Consider the following 18,078-nt stretch of genomic DNA (forward strand, 5'->3'; position numbering starts at 1 on the left):
GAGTTGGGCGGTCTGGACAAAACGAGTTTGGGGTCTGGGCAAAACGAGTTGAGCGGTCTGGGCAAAGCAATTCTAGCTAAACTTTTTGCCAAGTGAGTTTTTCTCGGTATATATTACTAGGGGATTGTACTATGTCTTTCTAGTCACTCTAAGCCACACAAGTTGGGCTGTTCATGTGCAATACCAACGCAATTGCAACACAATAATTTTGGAGTGTAAGTAAAGTAGGTTATGGTGTCCTTTTGGATAGCGATCGCGGCTTGGGGACTAGGCTCTCTTTTATGGGCAGAACTAGTACGAGATTTATATCACGTCTTAGCCCATTACTGGCAACCACTATATCGACAACACGCTTGGCATCATCGTGTTTTTCATCGAGATTTGAACGTCGTGAATGCCAAAATCTATCGTCAGGCACAATGGCGTCATGATTTGCCTGAATGCCTTGTGATGTTGCTGTTTTCACTGGTATTTTGGTGGGCTTGTTCTCAGTGGACGCCACAGTACCAATTGGCAGCCCTCATGGGAACGCTTTACACTTTGATGTTTTTAGCTAGCTGCATAGCACGTGGGGTTGGCAGCGAATGGGCGCGGGAAAAAACCGATGTGACTCACCTACCTGGTCCTTTCTTGACCCCTCCGGGGAACTGGTTCGTGAATCGACCCTATCACTGGCGGCATCATTTTGATAACGATCGCGCTTACTATTGCAGTACTTTTACTTTTATAGATAAGCTCATGGGTACAGCACTGGCACTGAAGGGTAAGAAAATTGCAGTCACGGGAGCATCGGGAACTCTGGGGCGATCGCTGCTTTTGCATTTACATTTAGCGGGTGCAAAGGTGGTAGCCCTGAGTTCAAAATCGGAACCCATCACTTTGACAGTCAATGGCAAACCACTAGCAGTAAAGACAATTTCTTGGGAAGTAGGACAAGAGGGAGAACTGCTCGAACATCTCAAGCAGATAGATATTTTAGTCCTCAACCATGGTATTAACGTTAAAGGTGAAAGAACATCAGAAGCAATTTTTAAATCTTACGAAATCAATACCTTTTCTAGTTGGCGACTGCTCGAACTCTTTTTAACCACCGTTCGGACTCACGAACACGTAGCTCTCAAAGAAGTGTGGGTGAATACTTCTGAAGCAGAAGTCAGCCCTGCGATTAGCCCTTTGTACGAACTTTCCAAACGTGCTCTGGGAGATTTAGTCACATTACGTCGTTTAGATGCTCCTTGTGTAATACGCAAATTAATTCTAGGACCTTTTAAAAGCAACCTTAATCCCATTGGAGTTATGTCCGGTGATTGGGTAGCACGGCAGATTGTAGCATCAGCCAAACGCGATACCCGCAATATTATTGTGGCAATCAATCCTTTTACATATCTACTATTTCCTCTGAAGGAATTTTTTGTATCAACCTATTTCAGATTTTTTAGCAATTCAAAGGTTTTACCTCAAGGAACTACTGAGTCAGTTTTACCATCAGAAATGGGGGCAATGCAGTCAAAATAGAGGCAATTGTATTGCCCTCAGGGCTGAAGCTGACGCTAATCACTCGGTCTGAATTCCCTTTGAAGGTTCTGAGTTTTCTGCAAGTGGTGACATTCCACAGTTTCACTGTCTTGTCCCCACTTGCAGAAGCATGGGTTGGACATATATAAAACAGCAGGCAATGTTAACTGCACGAGGAGAAGCAGAATTTGAATTATATTTAGGTCAAGTACGAATTGATGGACAAGATTTTAATATACCTGTCCATGTAGGTGAAGAATTAACAGAGGTTTGACTTGGTCGCCAATGGTTACAAAGTAAACGATTGATAGTGGATATGAAAGCGGGTATTCTAACACTGGAATAGTAAAGAATTGCCAAATATCATTAGAAAAATATCAGACAAAGTTGAACAAACAAGGCGAAAGATAGTTGAAAAATCAAGTTCAGACATGACTTTATCAATCCAAAATCTAAAATCTAAAATCTAAAATCGTATGATGGCATCTACAGAAATATTAACATGGCTACAAGAACGCACGGCTTTGGGAATTCTTTCTCCTGCGTCGTTGAATGCGTTATCTGAAGTTATAGAAGAAAAAGTTTTTCCAGCTAATTATCGTTTGGTGAGTGAAGCGTCTCTTCCAGAAGCTCTGTATATTTTGAAACAAGGTCAATTGGAAAGCGACAGTACTAATAAAACGAACCCATCATTAGCTGTTGGTTTTCTTCCTGGTTCGGTGATTAACTTACAAGAACTGCTGTTAGATGAAACAGTTCAGCGTACAATTACCACAGTGACAGAATGTCACGTGTGGGTTCTACCTGCTGCTAAATTTCGGGAAATACTCGCTCAATACCCAGAAGTTGCTCAGGCTGTTTCTCGTCAAATGGCTCAAGAAGTGGCTCAGCTAACATCTGCCCTTAACTACGAACAAGAACGTTCTGTTGCCTTACGACCTTATTTAGTCACAAAAGCACAGCGTGGAATTGTGGGGACAAGTCGTTATGCAGTGCGGTTGCGGGAGGAAATTAGAAAAGCGGCGGGCGATCGCAAATCGGTCTTGATTTTTGGTGAACCAGGGTTAGAAAAGGACAATATAGCTGCCCTCATTCATTTTGGTTCTTCCTACCGCCGAGAACCTATTATCAAAGTGAACTGCGGAATTCTACAAACGAGTGGTGCTGACTTATTTGGTCGTTATGGGGGCAAACCAGGACTGTTAGAATGGCTGGGGGAAGGAACTTTAGTTCTCAACAACATCCAAGAAACCCCTCAAGAGTTGTTACCAGCATTAGCTAATTTATTAAAAACATCTCAGTATAGCCCCCTGACTCGTTCGGGGGAACCACCTGCTGAACCTCGTGCTACCCGTGCTCGTATTTTGATTGTTGCCGAAAAAATTCAGCCAACTATTAAGCGTTGTGTAGGTCAAGTTATCAAAGTCCCACCGTTACGGGTACGAAAAACTGATGTAAAAGCGCAAGTAGATTATTACATCAGTCTTTATACCAGGGCAAGAGGAATTTCAAAACCTACGGTGACACCAGAAGCCTTACGCCGCTTGCAATCCTATGATTTTCCCGGAAATCTTAAGGAACTACAAAGCCTTGTGGAACGGGCAATCGTGCAAGCAGGAGAAGCAAAAGTTCTGACAGAAGAAATTTTCTGGTCGGCTCAAACAAAGAAAAAGGAATTTCGAGTCAATCTTTTAAATGCCTACCCCAATTTGCGGAAATTTCTCCGCAGCCCCTGGTGGCCGGATCGCATGAATTATGGTTTTACTTTGATAGCCTTTGCTTTTATCGTTGCCGTGCTTTTTGTTGGTCCGCAAACACGCGATCGCAATTTTGCCCTAAATTTATTTTGGGCATGGTGGTGGCCTTTTTTTCTGCTAGCATTTCCCTTTTTAGGTCGTATTTGGTGCGCTGTTTGTCCCTTCATGATTTATGGAGAAGTCACCCAGAAGCTTTCCTTATGGCTGTTTAAGCGAAAACTGAAGCGTTGGCCAAGAGAGCAAGCCGAAAAATGGGGAGGATGGTTTCTCTTCGGGTTATTCACTTTGATTTTCCTATGGGAAGAACTTTGGAATTTGGAAAATACGGCTTATCTTTCAGGTTGTTTACTGTTATTAATTACCGCAGGCGCAGTCATTTTTTCTGCTCTTTTTGAAAGGCGCTTTTGGTGTCGATATCTTTGCCCTATTGGTGGAATGAATGGTTTGTTTGCCAAACTTGCCATGACAGAATTGCGAGCGCAACAAGGAATTTGTTCTGCAACATGTACCACATATCAGTGCTATAAGGGTGGACCGCAAAAAGGCGAAGGTATGGAAACAGGGGGGTGTCCCTTGTACTCCCACCCAGCACAGTTAGAAGATAACAGAGATTGCGTATTATGCATGACTTGTTTGAAAGCGTGTCCCCATCGTTCCGTTGAGTTTAATTTACGTCCTCCTGGAATGGAACTTTGGACAACTCATGTACCCCGTTCTTATGAAGTGGCATTGTTATTTTTACTACTAGGAGGTATCTATCTCCACCGTTTACCGGAATTGCAATCTTGGTTGGGGTTGCATTTCGACCTCACACAGTTTCTACCACACTTAGGTTTATCGTTGTTTGCTTTAGTCATTCCCGTTGTGATTCCCTTTACCGCATATGGGTTGTCTCGTTTTGGTTCTCAACTCAAGCCAAGACCATTTATCGAACTAGCATACGGTTATCTACCACTCGTGCTTGGTGGTAACTTAGCCCATTACCTGCGCCTGGGTTTAGCAGAAGGAGGACGGATTTTACCCGTCACTTTTGCAACTTTTGGTCTCAATGGCGAACAGCTACCTATATTAGTTGCTCACCCAGCAGTCATTGCTTTTCTACAAGGCAGTACTTTGATTTTTTCAGTTCTTTTCACTGTTATTCTCACACAAAAAATTGCCCGTCAACCCATGCGATCGCTCTTTTGGCAACATTTAGCAGCGATCGGACTAGCTGCAAGTTTGTGGGTGATTATTGTGAATGGCTAATAGCTAATGGCTAATGGCTAATAGTTAATAGTTCATGGTAAAACTCAATTAGCAATTAGCAATTAGCAATTAGCAATTAGCAATATGAATTTTTTAGAACCGCCACGCTTGCGAATTGGAAAAGGGAATGAAGAAGAACGACGCGCCACATGGTTGGAGCTTTTTTACGATCTAGTTTTTGTCGTTGCAGTTTCTCAACTTGCTCATTATCTCCACGAACATATTTCCCTGTCAGGATTGATGGGGTTTGTTGTTTTATTTATACCAGTGTGGTGGTCGTGGATTGGTACTACATTCTATGCCAATCGCTTTGATAGCGATGATGTTGCAAGGCGGCTGCTTGTGGGTTTGCATATGGCAACAGCAGCAGCAATGGCTGTCAACATACATCACGGGTTGGATAAAACCGCAGCTGGTTTTGCCATCTCCTACGCATTGGGACGTATCGTGCTCGTGATTGAATATATTCGTGCGGGACATCATATTCCCGGAGCACGTCCCCTAACAAATCGTTTTGCGACAGGTTTTGCGATCGCTGCTGTTTGCTGGCTGGTGTCAGCATTTTTACCATCTCCTTGGCGTTTTGTACTTTGGGGAGTGGGACTTATTATTGACTTTGCAACACCCATAACAGCAAGCAAGTTACAGCTTCAATTACCACCCCATCCCTCTCACTTACCAGAACGTTTCGGACTGTTTACAATTATTGTTCTGGGTGAAGCAGTCATTGCAGTCGTAGATGGTGTATCTCAAAAGAATTGGCAAATCTCAACAGCAATGACTGCCGTTTTGGGATTGTGTACAGCTTTGAGCTTGTGGTGGGTGTATTTTGACAACCTTGGTGGTACACCCATTCGACGAACTCAGACAGAGGGAAGAGCGGTTCTTATCAATATTTGGCTGTACACCCATCTCCCCCTCGTAATTGGTATTGCTGCTGCTGGAGTGGCAGTAGAACTGGTACTGTTAAGCAATCCTGAGGTTGCACTACCCGATGATATTCGTTGGCTGTTGTGCGGTTCTCTTGCTCTGTGTTATTTATCTCTAGCTGTTCTTCACCGTCTCGGTGTCATCCTCTATTGTAAAATTCGTACCAAGTACCGCCTGGGGGCTGCATTTGTTTTACTAGCAATTGCATTTTTAAGCAAAGGCTTGTTACCCATAGCTGTCATGGGACTTGTGACTTTAGTTTGTGTCGTACAAGTCGTGCAGGATGTATCGCAAAGCCGTCCTACAACTCGCTTAGTCGATCCAGAAATTTAGATCGGGCAAAGGAAAGTCACGAGCGTCCAACACTATTACCGAATTTTGTAGGGTGGGCACTGCCTACAAGCTCCCTGTGAAGGTAACTGACAAAATTTTGATTCAGGCTGCAATTCCTCATCTTCATCTCTGGTGCGCTCTCTGCGCCTCTGTGGTTCAAAAGTAAATTTATTTAACCGCCGAGACGCAGAGTACGCAGAGGTAAGAGGTGAGAGTGTTTATTTCCTGATGCTGTTCAAGAATTTGAAAAGTCTCTCCGTCAACAACTTCATTAATCAACTTCTCTGCTACTATATGAAGGCAAAAGTACCCTCGTTAGAGGGCAGAAGGCGCAAAAGCTTATAATAAAATGCCTTTGTCCTCTGTCTTTTGCTTTCTGCCTTCGTTCCTAGTCTGCAACAGACCTACACAAGAAGCGTAATTACTTCTTAAAGGTGATACAAATTCAAGAAATTGTTTGTTATTAGATGAAACTAACTTGGTTGAATCGGCAAATGCTTTTGTCTCGGCAACTGCTGTGTGTTCTGCACCACCTTCATAGGGGAGCAAAAACCATCACAATCCAACTGATTGGGGACAGGTACCAGAGCTGCGCTGTACTTTCATTATGACGTTAGGAGCAGATAACGGTCTGGATGCTGTTTGTGGTTGTGGAGTTTGCGGTGTGGCTGATATTGTTTCTGCTACCAATAAAGTACATAAAATTCAGAAAAAAGCTGTTATTTGAGCTAATTTTTTCACAATTGTTAATTTCTAAAAAGAATGCCGTTACAAATACGATTGACTTTTTAAAACTGAAAAAAGTGCCTGAAAATTTAGGGCAACCGTGTTGCTGGCTACAGTTCAAAATGAAAGAATTCGGCCAAAATGTAAATTAGTATTAAAAATGCAGCTTTCCTGTCAGTTATGCTGCCCATTCATGAAACCTCGAATTATTGTCTGTGGCTTAGGACGAACCGGATATAAGGTCTTTCGTTTGCTGAGACAGCAGGGGGCGCTAGTCGTCGGCATTCATCACCAACATATCCCTAGCGAAACAGCAGGTGATGTGATTGTTGGTGACTTACTTGCAGCTAGCACTCTCATTGCCGCCGGAATTCAGCAAGCGCATACGGTAGTCATTGCCGGACCTGATGATGAACTGAATTTGGCGATTATGATGCAGGCGCGGGTGTTAAATCCACGCATTCGCATTATCAATCGCTTCTTTAACACAAGTTTGGGGGAACGGCTGGATCACACCGTGCCCAACCACTGGAGTATGAGTGTTGCGGGTTTGGCAGCACCAGTCTTCACGTTTGCGGCTTTGGGTAACAAAGCGATCGGACAAATTAAGCTTTTTGGACACACTTGGCCTATCCATGAAGAATTGATTGACGAACACCACCCCTGGCAGGGTTGTAAGTTGAGCGATTTGTGGAATGAGCGATCGCGTGTCCTCATTTACTATCTGCCTGTGGAAGGTGAGGTGGATTTAGTTACGGCGGTAGCATCTGGGCAAGAATTGAAGGTGGGCGATCGCCTCATCGTCGGAACCCAACCCTGCATTCGTCCCGCCCGTAAATCACTCATTGCCAAACTGCTAAAAGTTCTTACCAATCTCCGGCACTTTAAACAACACGCTCAATCGGTATTAGTAGGTGCTTTAGTTCTATTGTTTATTATTTTGGTTGCCACACTCACTTACGTGTCAGCTGAGTTAAAGATGTCTGTGGTTGATGCCCTGTATTTTTCCGTAGGTATGATTACAGGTGCGGGGGGTAATGATGCATTAATAGGACAAGCTCCTATCAGTATTAAGTTATTTACTGTTGTGATGATGTTAATCGGAGCAGCAGTCTTTGGTATTTGGTATGCGTTGCTCAACGATTTTATTCTAGGAACACGCTTCAAGCAATTTTGGGATGCAGCACGAGTTCCTCATCGCAATCACTACATTATTTGTGGTTTGGGGGGTATTGGTATAAAAATTGTCCAGCAACTGCACAATAGCGGGCATGAAGTTGTGGTGATTGAGCGCGATGCTAACAACAAATATGTTAACACTGCTCGTGGATGGGGTATTCCCGTTATCCATGCCGATGCTAGCTTTCCCGCAACACTAAAAGCCAGCAATATGGAAACTGCGGCATCATTGTTAGCTATGACAGGGAATGATGCAACCAATCTGGAAATTGCTTTAAAAGCCAAAGCATTAGCACCCAAAGTGCCAGTCATCGTTCATTATGCAGATCCTGACTTTGCAGGTGTGGCACAACAGGTATTTGACTTTGAGGCAGTTCTCTGCCCTGCGGAACTAGCAGCCCCAGCCTTTGCGGCAGCTGCACTCGGTGGCAAAATACTTGGCAATGGTATTACAGGAGATAGTCTTTGGGTCGCTTTTGCCACTTTAATTACACCCGCACATCCTTTTTGTGGTTTGCGAGTGAGAGAAGCTGCTATGTCCGCTGATTTTGTTCCTTTATATTTGGAAACGAACTCCCAAACTATTCATGGTTGGGATTTATTAGAAACAAGCTTGAGTGGAGGGGATATTTTGTATCTCACGATGCCAGCCACAAGATTGTATCAATTGTGGCGCAACACTCCATCACAAGCTATGGCAAGTTAGGGGCAATTGATTTTCTAGCCCCTTACCCCTAACCCCTCTAGGGATGTATAGTACCATCTGGCATAATTACGCCTTGTAACAGAGTTCCCATCATGTATGCCCCGTACAGATTGGCTCCGTGTAAACTGGCTGCTGTAAAATCTGCATCTATCAAATCCGCCATTTTTAATTCCGCACCATCAAGTGTCGCCCCCGTCAGCTTAGCTTCAAAAAGATTAGCCCCACTCAAATTAGCACCCGTTAGGTTGGCTCCAGTTAAATTGGCTCTGACTAGAGATGCTTCTGTTAGATCGGCACCAGTCAAATCAGCTCTGCTTAAATTAACCTCACTTAGAGAAGCTCTTTGTAAATTAGCTCCGCTCAGATTGATTTCTGGTAAGTAACAGCCTATCAGGATGACACCCTTGAAATCCCTCTCTCCTTCCTGATAGCGTCTCAACAATTCATCGATCTCCATTTTGCGATCGTTATCATACAAACCTTTGCAGTAAACCTCGGACAACATATAGTGTAAGTTAATTGTGTTACAATGTGTGAGTCTGACAAATATTGTCATTATTTACTACAAAATTACCACCATAGCAAGTCCAACAAAGTCATTTTTGAACAACTCTATGATGCTGATTTGTTAAGGAACAAGCCTTGTCAAAAGCTTGTTTGACACCAAAGATATGGTTATTTAATAACTGTTGTTAAATTATTTTATTGAGAGAAAAAACAATTAAATCCACAAAAATTGTTAGTGGTTAGTGGTTAGTGGTTAGTGGTTAGTTGTTAGTTGTTAACTGTCACTGGTCACTGGTCACTGATTACTGGTCACTGGTCACTGGTCACTGGTCACTGCCATAGCTCCATGCTGCTTGGAAAAAATCTTGTTCGCAAAACATAGCATAGCGGTAAGTTGACTCTACTAGTGCTGTATGACTGGCATAACTGTCAACCAAACTTTCTAATTGTTGTGTGAGCGGTAAAAAATCATCGCTGCTGTAAGTACAAATCCAATCACTATATTGATGGCTGGGAATACCATTAAGAGCTAATTGTTTGCCCAAAAAAGCATACAAACGCATACAAGGGGACATAGCCGCAGCAGTTAAACCTACATCCCCACTCCAAGCAGTTGATAGTAAAAAATCTGTATAACGACGGGTAGCGACTCCAGGTTCTATACAACGTAAATCGATTTCCCACCGCGCAGCATATCCTTCATGTAACTTGAGTTCTTGTAAAACCCCATCGGCTAAGGAATGAAACGTTAGAAAATCGGAAAAGTTAGGAACTTTAGCTGCAGCTATGCTGTAAGCACGAGCAAAAGCTTCCAAAAAAAACGCATCTTGTCCAACATAGTAGGTAAATTTTTGGCGGGCAAGTGTACCATCCCCTATACCTTGGACAAAAGGATGCTGAAGACAAGCTTGGGCTATATCTTGATTGGCTTCCCATAAATTACTGGAAAGAGTCATTGATTAGTAGATAGTGGTTGATCGTTAGTGGTTAGTTGTTCGTTTAGTAGGTAATAACAATTTTTTAAATCGTTGATTGTATCCTATGTTTGTAGTAGCGCTGTCTTCGCATACATAGGACTTTTCATACGTTAGCGCAAGAAGCCAGTTGTTGTTCGAGTTCTTGCAGTTTCTCTTTGTTGTGCCTGCTTTCTAAAACTTACTCAAACCTACTTACTCTCAAGATTCAATAAATTCGATGTTTAGTTCTTGCTTCAACCAAGGGAGTCGGCTCCTTCTTGTCCACAAGCGTTTTTCCTGCACACCAGGACTTCAACCCCAAGCCAGGGTCACTACGATACTTTAAATTCTGAATTATAAATCTTTTCCCCTAGAGCGTTTTATGCTCTTTTTTTCTTTAAATGCCGCTAAATGATTATCCGCATTTTTTAAGTTGATAGCAGCATTTAAATCTCTTGGAATGGAAACTTGACATCCACCACAGTTAAACACTCGTTCGGATAATTTCATATCCTGTTTATGACCGCATTCAGAACAAGTTTTAGAGCTGGGGAACCATCTATCTACTATTTCAACCTTTGTTCCGTAATGAGATTGCTTGTACTCTAACTGCCTACGAAATTCGTAAAATCCATTATTAGACACAGCTTCAGCTAGTTTATGATTAGCCATCATGCCTTTGACATTTAAATCTTCCAGGCGGATCTGATAATATTTTTTACTGATTTTCGTAGTTGTTTTGTGCAAAAAATCTTTACGAACGTTAGCTATTTTACTATGTTTTCGACCTAACTCTCTAGAAAATTTCTTGGCATTGTTAGAAGCGCGTATTCCCTTCTTCTTGCTACCTAACTGTTTGTGACGATTGCGCCACTGCAACTTACTCAGCTTGGTTTTCGCTTGTTTAAGAGTGGTTGGAGCAACTATCGTTGAATTATCACTTAATGTAGCAAAGGTGGCAACACCTAAATCTATGCCAACTTTTTCAACTTTGTGAATGATGGGTGGAACATGCTCAGCATCAATATTTGAAGACACAAACCATCTATCAGCAGTGCGAGATACAGTAAATCTCTGTGACGAATAGTAGTAATCAACTTTTTCTTTTGACTTAACTATTCCGTATCCTGGTAAATTAATATGTCTTCCTGGTTCAATCACAACGCGATTCGTAAAAGGTAAAGCAGGTTCTCCTTTTTTTGGATAAACGGCATTAGCTTTATAAAGCGTAAATTTATCACCCTTTTTCTTACTGGCTAAAACTGGGAATTTAGCCAAACCCTTACGCCATCTAGCAATAGCATCAGCTAAATCTTGAAATGCTGATTGATAAATGAGTGAAGGGTATTTTCTAGTCCAAGCATATTCAGGCAATGTCATTACATGATTCGTAAAGACTTTCTTGATTTCGTTTAAGCGAAATGAGTCAGAAGCTTTTATTCCCTCGAAACTCCAAGATGCTTTTAACATCTCTAATCCGAAGTTATAAACAAATCTCCTAAACCCTGCCATGCCTCGCATTTTAGAGGTTTCTTTGTTATTTAATTTCAATTCTCTCTTGAATGCGTACACGACGTTTACCTTGTTAATTAAAAGACTTTAGCAAGGTTTAGGTAGGTTTGTCAATTGATTCTATGAACTTTTTTAGATCGGCTTTTTTATACCTTCTAAGACCGTATAGCCTACTGCTAAAGCAATGAATTACAGCCATCAGATCTTCTACCATTTCCTGTTGTGGAGATAAGGACTCTTGATTAGCTACAGTAATTTTACATCCATACCAAGAAGCGAATTCTTCTAAAAAATCAAATCCAAACCGCGCTAAACGATCTTTGTGAGCTACTACTATGTGTTTGGTTTCGCCTATTCTGATGGATTTCATTAAATTAATAAATACTTTTCGTTTGAAATTTAATCCTCCACCTATTTCTTTTAGTACTTTTTCAATAGGTATACCCGCGTTTAAACAAAAAGTCTCCATAGACTTGATTTGCGTTTCGAGTTCCGGCTTTTGGTTATTTGTGCTTACTCGACAATAAATAATAGCTTTATTACTTTGGGAGCTAGTCAACTCTAAATTCAAAGCTTTGGCAATATCTGAATCATCATAAAATCGTTGATTGCCCAATCCTCTCTTCGCTGGTAATTTCCCTTCGCTATCCCAACGTCTGAGTGTCGATACTGATTTTCCTATTAGTTTTGCGAATTCATGTGGTCTATAATTAGACAGAAAACCTATTCATACCAGAAAATTATAGGTAAGTATAGATAGGTTTTAATCATTAGTCAATATCCTCAACATCATGGCTTCTGTTGCATCTTTAGGTTGCGAGTAGCGCTCGATATCGTATTTAACATCGGCAATTTGACCCTGCAACGAGACAATCAGGGATTGAACCTCCAGATTGTCGTAAAACTCTTCTTTTGCGATCGCGCACTCATCCTTCACCTCGGACGATCCTACAAGCTGTCGCAGAAAAATGGGCGTCGGTAGGGGATTCTGTTTCCAGATTTGTTCGAGTTCTACAGTTGCTTCACAGTCCGGCAATCTCAATACTAGGGTGCGTCCCGTACCTGTTGGGTTGGAAACCCACTCTATTGGCTCATCTCCTCCTAAGCGGGCAACTGTATCTCCTGCACGCACGCACCTTTCTAATCTGCGTGCCAGCGCAGTGAGCAATTGATCCCCGATCGCGTGACCAAGACTATCGTTGATAACTTTAAAGCGATCCACATCTAGGAACAGGACAGCAAATCTGTAGTCCGAATGACGCTTTGTTAGCACTAGCGCGCCCTCTACCCTTTCAATAAATAAGGCACGATTTGGCAATCCAGTCAGTGAATCGTGAAAAACATCATGAATTAATTGCGCTTCGGCAAGTTTTTGCTCGGTAATATTCAACACCGTACCAATGAAACGTAGCGGTTTTCCGGTGGCATCATAGTAGGCTTGCCCTTTTGTCCTCAGCCAGCGTTCAACTTTATCCTCAATGCCGATTGTGCGATACTCAGCATCACAGAAGGCGCTCGACGCAAAATTTAGTGCCTCCTGAACAATTTCCTTCAGACGATCGCGCTCATCAGGATGTATGCCCTCAAAAAACACCTCTATGCTAATCTCGGCATCAGGCGGTAGCCCAAACATGGCTTTGCAACCGGTATCCCATTTCAATTCTCCTGTAACCAGATTCCAATCCCAGGTTCCCAATTGGGCAGGTGCGATCGCTAGCCGCAAACGGTCTTCATTCTCTTGCAGTGCTGCATTTACCTGCTCTAACTGGGCAGTTCGTTCGGCAACACGCTGTTCTAGTTCAAAGTTGGCGCGTTGTAAGGCGGCTTCCAATTCCCTACGTTCTGTGACATTGGAGTGGGAACTTACCATACGCAACACATCGCCGGCTTCATTCCTGATTGCCTGACCGCGATCGAGAATCCATTTATAGGTACCGTCCTTACTGCCCTCCAGGGCTAATTTCAAGCGCTCCTCGCTTTCTTGTAGGGCGGCTTGGGTCTTTTTTTGCTCTGTTATGTCACGAGCAACGCAATACATGACTCCCCGGTCAATCTGTGGCGCTCCTGTCCATGCCAGGCATCGGTAGCAGCCATCCTTTGTACGATAACGATTATTGAAATTAATTGTTGGTATCCCCGTATTCCACTTCTCCATTTCTGCCAGCGTGGCAGAGTGGTCGTCTGGATGCACGAAGTTCAAAAAAGAACTGGCTAATAATTCTGCTTCTGAGTAGCCGAGGGTTTCGGTAAACATGGGATTGATCCGCTTAAAGTAACCATCCATACTAATGACCGACAGCAGATCGAGCGATCGCTCAAAGAAAAAAGCTTCTTCGGATAAAACTAATTTATTCATAAGTGAGGCAACAATATCTCCGAGGTCATAATAGAAGCAGATAAAGCGAAATTATTGTAAAGCAGCCACGATAACCAGGGTTTTTAGTCTTCGATACAATTGTAATAATGTAATAATGATTAAATAAAATATAATAAATTACTTTTTCAAAATCGATGAAACTTTAACTAAATGAGGCGGCGAGAGGGTCAATGGAAGAATGAGTACTTCAGAGCTTCGCTGAACCCCTCGCCGCTAATTAGACAATTATGTTTTTACTTGTCCCCAAGTATGCTGAAACAAAGGATAAAACCGCACGTTGTTTTGCCAGTTTTCACTCACCCTACTCACAACTTTGGTGGGATTTAGCCCTACCAACTAACAACTAACAACTAACAACCAACTAAGTATTAAAATGGCAAAAATTGCAGTAAGAGGGAACCAATACTTCCTACAAAATCAACAAAAGTGGGTTTGGCTGGTTTGAGTGCAGGATCTGTGTAGGGTGTTTGTAATTCTTGGATAAATGCTTGCGCTGTTTGCATTCCTGCGGCGTTCTTTTCAGATGTAAATAACTTGTCTGCGACTTGGGCGTCTTGGAATGCACCTTGTCTGTCCATGCTTTGATAGCGGGCTATACCACGAGCAAGATATGCACCTGCATAATCGGGTTTGGTTGCGATCGCCTGAGTAAAATAGTCAATAGCTGCCTGATGGTTTCCTTTTTGTGCTTCTGCTACACCCCAAGCATAAAATTCTTCTGGTTTAGCACTTTGTAAGGGTATGCCTGTCGCGCCTTGCACGTTAGCACTGTTGATATTTGTACTTGTTAACTCTGCATTATAAAGATAGCTACGTCTTAGATCGGTACCTACTAAACTCGCGCCAGTGAGTTTGGCAGCGCTCAGGTTAGCACCAAAGAAACTCGCGCCGCTCAAGTTAGCATTTCTTAAATCGGCACCGATTAAGTTAGCACGGCTGAGGTTAGCCCCTACAAGATTGGCTCCGTTCAAATCTGCCCCCGATAAGTCAGCCATAACCAAACCAGCACCGGATAAATCGCATCCCGAACATTTTTTGCTAGCAAGTAATTGTCTGATATGTTCGGGATTTGCTGCTTGGGCAGTTTGACTGAGGCTGAGAATAGTTAAAAATGCGGTTGTAGCTAAAATTTGGCTTTTCATATGCGAAAATGCGTGCTTTTTTCCTGACCTAGTTGAAAATCAGGAAAATGGTTTATAATTTTTGCGTACTGTTCTCAGCAGTTTTACTGCCGTAAAAGTACTTATTTTAATTTTTCTGCGGCGTCAGAGTCATAACAGTTTGACTTTGCGCTGTTCTTGCAGTGGGTGTTCGCCAAGAAGAAGACAAGCCCAGTTCAGCAAATAAACTTAGGGAAAAGGTTAAGATAGCAGCTAGCAATAGTTTTTCAATCATAATAGTTCCCCCAGAGTCAATATTCAAGTTGGTTTATATCTTCCGGTTAAAATAATTTATTTGACTTCAACCTAAGAGATAAACAAGTAAGGGGAAAATGATATATATCTTGTACCTTAGTGACACTAGTCACAGTACAAGACAAAAGCTGACTGCCTATAAATTGCCCTATGGTAAAGTTGCACCACTGAGGTTAGCACCGTCTAAAAGAGTTCCATTTAAACGAGCTCCCTCAAGGTTAGCATCATCAAGATTAGCTCCTCTTAAGTCGGCACTACTTAGATTAGCATTGGTCAGATTGGCATTGTCAAGATTGGCACCACTGAGATTTGCATTGCTTAAATTAACACCGCTTAAGTTAGAATTGGCAAGATTAGCACCAGCAAGGATTGCACCGCTTAAATCAACATTTGTTAAATCCGCATTCTGAAGATTTGCACCCCCTAAATGGGCGTTCTGCAGTTTCATGCCTTGCAAGTTCTTTCCTTGCCAATTAACACCACCAAGGTTTTTTCCCGGTTCGTTTTGCTGCTTTGTAACTGGTGGTGCTGCCCGTGATGCTTCTAGTTCTGGTACAGATATATCTGTTCCTGTTGACGAAATAGATGTGTCTATAGGTAGTTGTGAGGTATCTGCCTCAACCACTAACGTGTCTTGTGAAGAATTATCTACCGTTCCCATTCTTGGCTGTAAACCATTTAGAGCCGTGTAAACTCCCATTCCAGCTAGAAGAATTGCTCCCGTCATGACAGATGAAAGGGTAAAAAGCAATCTTTGTCGCTGTTTGGTGGGATACATTTGCCGTGCCTCAATTTTTGGAATACGAGTAGTGTAACTGATAAAATTTTGACGCAAGATACCGTCAATGTCTATCAGGGAGCAGCGAGAAGTAACCAGTGACCATTTTTATCTGCTCTAGTGTACCCAGTTTATGAGGGGGTTTTCAAGAAATAAATTCTGCTATTCCCTCACTAGCTATTATGAACTGAGTCTATCAGGATAAATGGAAAAACTTTTTTTCACAGATGCCTTCTGCCTTGTTGAAATCAAACAAATAGGTAGAAAAATAGAATCAATCTTACACTATATAAACACATCTGAAATCCTTACATATGACAAATGGCAATTCTAACTAGTTCACTTTAATTTTGCCGACTGACTTAATTCATATCTTGTTCCTCCTCATCCTCATCACATATTGTCAAAACTTCAGGCGAACAGCGTTTAATAACCACAACAATTTCTTGTGCTCCTTCATCAGTTAAATCTTCAACGTAGCCAGAGTAAGCAATAACTGCCTCTTCACGATTTAAAAAAGGACCAAAATAATAAATACATTGCGGCTTAGTTGTCATAATTTCAACCCACCAATCTTCAGTACTTTTTTGCATATCTATAACAAAAGCGCTTTTCTAATATTACACATCTTTTATACTATTTTTTCTCGGAGATTTTTGTGCGATCGCATCTCTATTAACAAATAAAAAAAACACTTCTCATTTTGTTAACTTTTCTTAATGGATTTTATAAAGGGATAAAGCTAATACTCCTGATAGATAGAAAATTTATTCCAAGGGATTGATGGAAATTAAATAAAAATCTGTAGAAATAGAATTAATAGCATTAAAAAAAATGTGCCAATTTAAAGTTGTTTCTTATTGAGGTAAGAGGGCATGGCTGTAGGTATACATAGACGTGCTGTAGGTGTATTTTCACGCCGTCAAGATGTGGAAAACGCCTTACATGAATTAAGAAGTTCTGGCTTTCCAATGGACAGGGTATCTGTTATTAAACGGGATGCCGATCGCAAAGATGATATTGCAGGTGCTGAAGTTCGGGAAAATGTTGGCAATAAAGCAGATGAAGGTGCCACAGCTGGAGCAGTATCTGGAGGAGTGTTAGGCGGATTAACAGGATTGTTAGTTGGCTTGGGAACTTTAGCTATTCCAGGAATAGGTCCCATTATGCTTGCTGGAGCAACAGCAACCGCACTAGCAACAACTTTAGCTGGTGCTGGGATTGGTGCAGCAACTGGTGGCATAGTTGGTGCATTAATTGGCTTGGGTATTCCTGAAGAACAGGCTAGAGCTTATAACGAGAGATTGGAGAGGGGAGATTATCTCGTTATTATAGATGGTACTGACGCTGAAATTGCCAGAGCGAGAGATATTTTGACCCGTGGGGGAGTGCAAGATTTTGCCGTTTACGATCGCCCCGAATACAAGCAAGGAACAGCCACCCCTGTAGCTGCGACTCCTGGTGTAGTGGGTGCAGTACCCAACACAAACAGAAGAAGAAGAGCAATTGGTGTATTTCCCAATCGCCGAGATGCAGAAGCCGCACTCACTGAATTGCGGGATGCAGGTTTTCCGATGAGTCAGGTGTCGCTGATTGCCAAAGACGGAAATCACAATGCTAATTTGAGCGGCACAAACGTTGGCAAAGGCAACAAGGCTGACGAGGGTGTAAAAGCCGGAGCAGTTACAGGGGGTGCTTTAGGCGGATTGGGCGGCTTGTTGGTAGGTCTTGGTGCTTTAGCGATTCCTGGAATTGGACCAGTGATTGCAGGTGGTGCCGCCGCCACAGCATTGGCAACCGCCGCAGCTGGTGCGGGAATTGGTGCTGCCGCAGGCGGAGTCACAGGTGGACTTGTGGGTCTGGGAATTCCTGAGAACCGCGCCAAAGTCTACAACGATCGCTTGAACAGGGGCGACTACCTCATTATTGTCGATGGCACAGACGATGAAGTTCGTCGTGCGGAAGCCATACTCAAACGTCACGGTATTCAAGAGTTTGATACCTTCGATGCTGCTGATACAACTGGTACTCACCGCCGCGATGCTGATAGAGACATTCATCCTGTAGTAGGTACTCCAGCACCGACAACACATAGAAGAAGAAGAGCAATTGGTGTATTCCCCAATCGCCGAGATGCAG

16 protein-coding genes and 1 pseudogene are annotated in these 18,078 nt (G+C 42.5%); 6 read left to right on the plus strand and 11 right to left on the minus strand.

Going from position 1 to position 18,078, the window contains the following annotated elements; all coding sequences use genetic code 11:
- Window positions 1–231: 231 nt before the first annotated feature.
- On the plus strand, window positions 232–1,515 hold the full coding sequence (locus tag F7734_RS35795) for a bifunctional sterol desaturase/short chain dehydrogenase (RefSeq protein ID WP_243147271.1): 1,284 nt from the start codon (window positions 232–234) through the stop codon (window positions 1,513–1,515).
- On the opposite strand, the gene F7734_RS35800 is transcribed toward F7734_RS35795, so the two are convergent.
- Window positions 1,466–1,621, minus strand: coding sequence for a hypothetical protein (locus tag F7734_RS35800; RefSeq protein WP_347566344.1), 156 nt, complete (start codon window positions 1,619–1,621; stop codon window positions 1,466–1,468). The two genes, F7734_RS35795 and F7734_RS35800, sit on opposite strands and share 50 nt — an antisense overlap.
- A gap of 24 nt (window positions 1,622–1,645) precedes the next feature.
- Between F7734_RS35800 and F7734_RS35805 the strand changes: the two genes are divergently transcribed.
- From F7734_RS35805 to F7734_RS35815, 3 genes are all read left to right on the plus strand, one after another.
- Window positions 1,646–1,789 carry a hypothetical protein gene (locus F7734_RS35805; RefSeq protein WP_155749251.1) on the plus strand — a complete coding sequence of 48 codons (144 nt, stop codon included), beginning with the start codon at window positions 1,646–1,648 and terminating at the stop codon, window positions 1,787–1,789.
- A gap of 205 nt (window positions 1,790–1,994) precedes the next feature.
- Window positions 1,995–4,520, plus strand: coding sequence for a sigma 54-interacting transcriptional regulator (locus tag F7734_RS35810; RefSeq protein ID WP_155749284.1), 2,526 nt, complete (start codon window positions 1,995–1,997; stop codon window positions 4,518–4,520).
- Between the two features lie 84 nt (window positions 4,521–4,604).
- Window positions 4,605–5,783: a low temperature requirement protein A gene (locus F7734_RS35815; RefSeq protein WP_155749252.1), complete on the plus strand. Its 1,179-nt coding sequence runs from the start codon at window positions 4,605–4,607 to the stop codon at window positions 5,781–5,783.
- A gap of 339 nt (window positions 5,784–6,122) precedes the next feature.
- On the opposite strand, the gene F7734_RS61020 is transcribed toward F7734_RS35815, so the two are convergent.
- The gene (locus F7734_RS61020; RefSeq protein WP_166482361.1) at window positions 6,123–6,332 is read right to left on the minus strand and encodes a hypothetical protein; all 210 of its coding nucleotides are present in this window, start codon (window positions 6,330–6,332) and stop codon (window positions 6,123–6,125) included.
- A 370-nt stretch (window positions 6,333–6,702) separates the two neighbouring features.
- Here F7734_RS61020 and F7734_RS35820 point away from each other — a divergent pair, with 370 nt between their 5' ends.
- Entirely contained in the window at window positions 6,703–8,394 is a 1,692-nt protein-coding gene (locus tag F7734_RS35820; protein WP_155749253.1) for an NAD-binding protein, read from the plus strand.
- Window positions 8,395–8,431: 37 nt separating this feature from the next.
- Here F7734_RS35820 and F7734_RS35825 read toward each other — a convergent pair whose 3' ends face one another.
- From F7734_RS35825 to F7734_RS35865, 9 genes are all read right to left on the minus strand, one after another.
- Window positions 8,432–8,851: a pentapeptide repeat-containing protein gene (locus tag F7734_RS35825; RefSeq protein ID WP_155749285.1), complete on the minus strand. Its 420-nt coding sequence runs from the start codon at window positions 8,849–8,851 to the stop codon at window positions 8,432–8,434.
- A 373-nt stretch (window positions 8,852–9,224) separates the two neighbouring features.
- The gene (locus tag F7734_RS35830) at window positions 9,225–9,857 is read right to left on the minus strand and encodes a TenA family protein (RefSeq protein WP_155749254.1); all 633 of its coding nucleotides are present in this window, start codon (window positions 9,855–9,857) and stop codon (window positions 9,225–9,227) included.
- 354 nt (window positions 9,858–10,211) lie between these two features.
- Window positions 10,212–11,429 carry an RNA-guided endonuclease TnpB family protein gene (locus F7734_RS35835; RefSeq protein ID WP_207714293.1) on the minus strand — a complete coding sequence of 406 codons (1,218 nt, stop codon included), beginning with the start codon at window positions 11,427–11,429 and terminating at the stop codon, window positions 10,212–10,214.
- 37 nt (window positions 11,430–11,466) lie between these two features.
- Window positions 11,467–12,087 (minus strand): IS607 family transposase, encoded by a 621-nt coding sequence (locus F7734_RS35840; protein WP_155749255.1) that lies wholly within the window; start codon window positions 12,085–12,087, stop codon window positions 11,467–11,469.
- Window positions 12,088–12,132: 45 nt separating this feature from the next.
- A complete protein-coding gene (locus F7734_RS64195) occupies window positions 12,133–13,725 on the minus strand; it encodes a PAS domain-containing protein (RefSeq protein ID WP_155749256.1) in 1,593 nt (530 codons plus the stop codon).
- A 389-nt stretch (window positions 13,726–14,114) separates the two neighbouring features.
- Window positions 14,115–14,888: a pentapeptide repeat-containing protein gene (locus F7734_RS35850; protein ID WP_155749257.1), complete on the minus strand. Its 774-nt coding sequence runs from the start codon at window positions 14,886–14,888 to the stop codon at window positions 14,115–14,117.
- Window positions 14,889–14,994: 106 nt separating this feature from the next.
- Complete coding sequence (locus tag F7734_RS35855; RefSeq protein ID WP_155749258.1) at window positions 14,995–15,141, minus strand: hypothetical protein; 147 nt, start codon at window positions 15,139–15,141, stop codon at window positions 14,995–14,997.
- Between the two features lie 168 nt (window positions 15,142–15,309).
- Window positions 15,310–15,996, minus strand: coding sequence for a pentapeptide repeat-containing protein (locus F7734_RS35860; RefSeq protein WP_243147272.1), 687 nt, complete (start codon window positions 15,994–15,996; stop codon window positions 15,310–15,312).
- Between the two features lie 305 nt (window positions 15,997–16,301).
- Complete coding sequence (locus F7734_RS35865; protein WP_155749260.1) at window positions 16,302–16,532, minus strand: DUF1816 domain-containing protein; 231 nt, start codon at window positions 16,530–16,532, stop codon at window positions 16,302–16,304.
- Between the two features lie 282 nt (window positions 16,533–16,814).
- Between F7734_RS35865 and F7734_RS64200 the strand changes: the two are divergent.
- Window positions 16,815–17,987, plus strand: a pseudogene (locus tag F7734_RS64200) (general stress protein); the annotation flags it as partial.
- Window positions 17,988–18,078: the final 91 nt, after the last annotated feature.

Source organism: Scytonema sp. UIC 10036 (genome assembly GCF_009725235.1).

Excerpts from the sequence above, each read along its gene's own strand:
- F7734_RS35810 (WP_155749284.1), top strand. The coding sequence starts at position 1,995 with ATGGCATCTACAGAAATATTAACATGGCTACAAGAACGCACGGCTTTG.
- F7734_RS64195 (WP_155749256.1), bottom strand. The coding sequence starts at position 13,725 with ATGAATAAATTAGTTTTATCCGAAGAAGCTTTTTTCTTTGAGCGATCG.
- F7734_RS35865 (WP_155749260.1), bottom strand. The coding sequence starts at position 16,532 with ATGCAAAAAAGTACTGAAGATTGGTGGGTTGAAATTATGACAACTAAG.
- F7734_RS35850 (WP_155749257.1), bottom strand. The coding sequence starts at position 14,888 with ATGAAAAGCCAAATTTTAGCTACAACCGCATTTTTAACTATTCTCAGC.
- F7734_RS35820 (WP_155749253.1), top strand. The coding sequence starts at position 6,703 with ATGAAACCTCGAATTATTGTCTGTGGCTTAGGACGAACCGGATATAAG.
- F7734_RS35805 (WP_155749251.1), top strand. The coding sequence starts at position 1,646 with ATGGGTTGGACATATATAAAACAGCAGGCAATGTTAACTGCACGAGGA.
- F7734_RS35830 (WP_155749254.1), bottom strand. The coding sequence starts at position 9,857 with ATGACTCTTTCCAGTAATTTATGGGAAGCCAATCAAGATATAGCCCAA.
- F7734_RS35825 (WP_155749285.1), bottom strand. The coding sequence starts at position 8,851 with ATGGAGATCGATGAATTGTTGAGACGCTATCAGGAAGGAGAGAGGGAT.
- F7734_RS35815 (WP_155749252.1), top strand. The coding sequence starts at position 4,605 with ATGAATTTTTTAGAACCGCCACGCTTGCGAATTGGAAAAGGGAATGAA.
- F7734_RS35795 (WP_243147271.1), top strand. The coding sequence starts at position 232 with ATGGTGTCCTTTTGGATAGCGATCGCGGCTTGGGGACTAGGCTCTCTT.
- F7734_RS35855 (WP_155749258.1), bottom strand. The coding sequence starts at position 15,141 with ATGATTGAAAAACTATTGCTAGCTGCTATCTTAACCTTTTCCCTAAGT.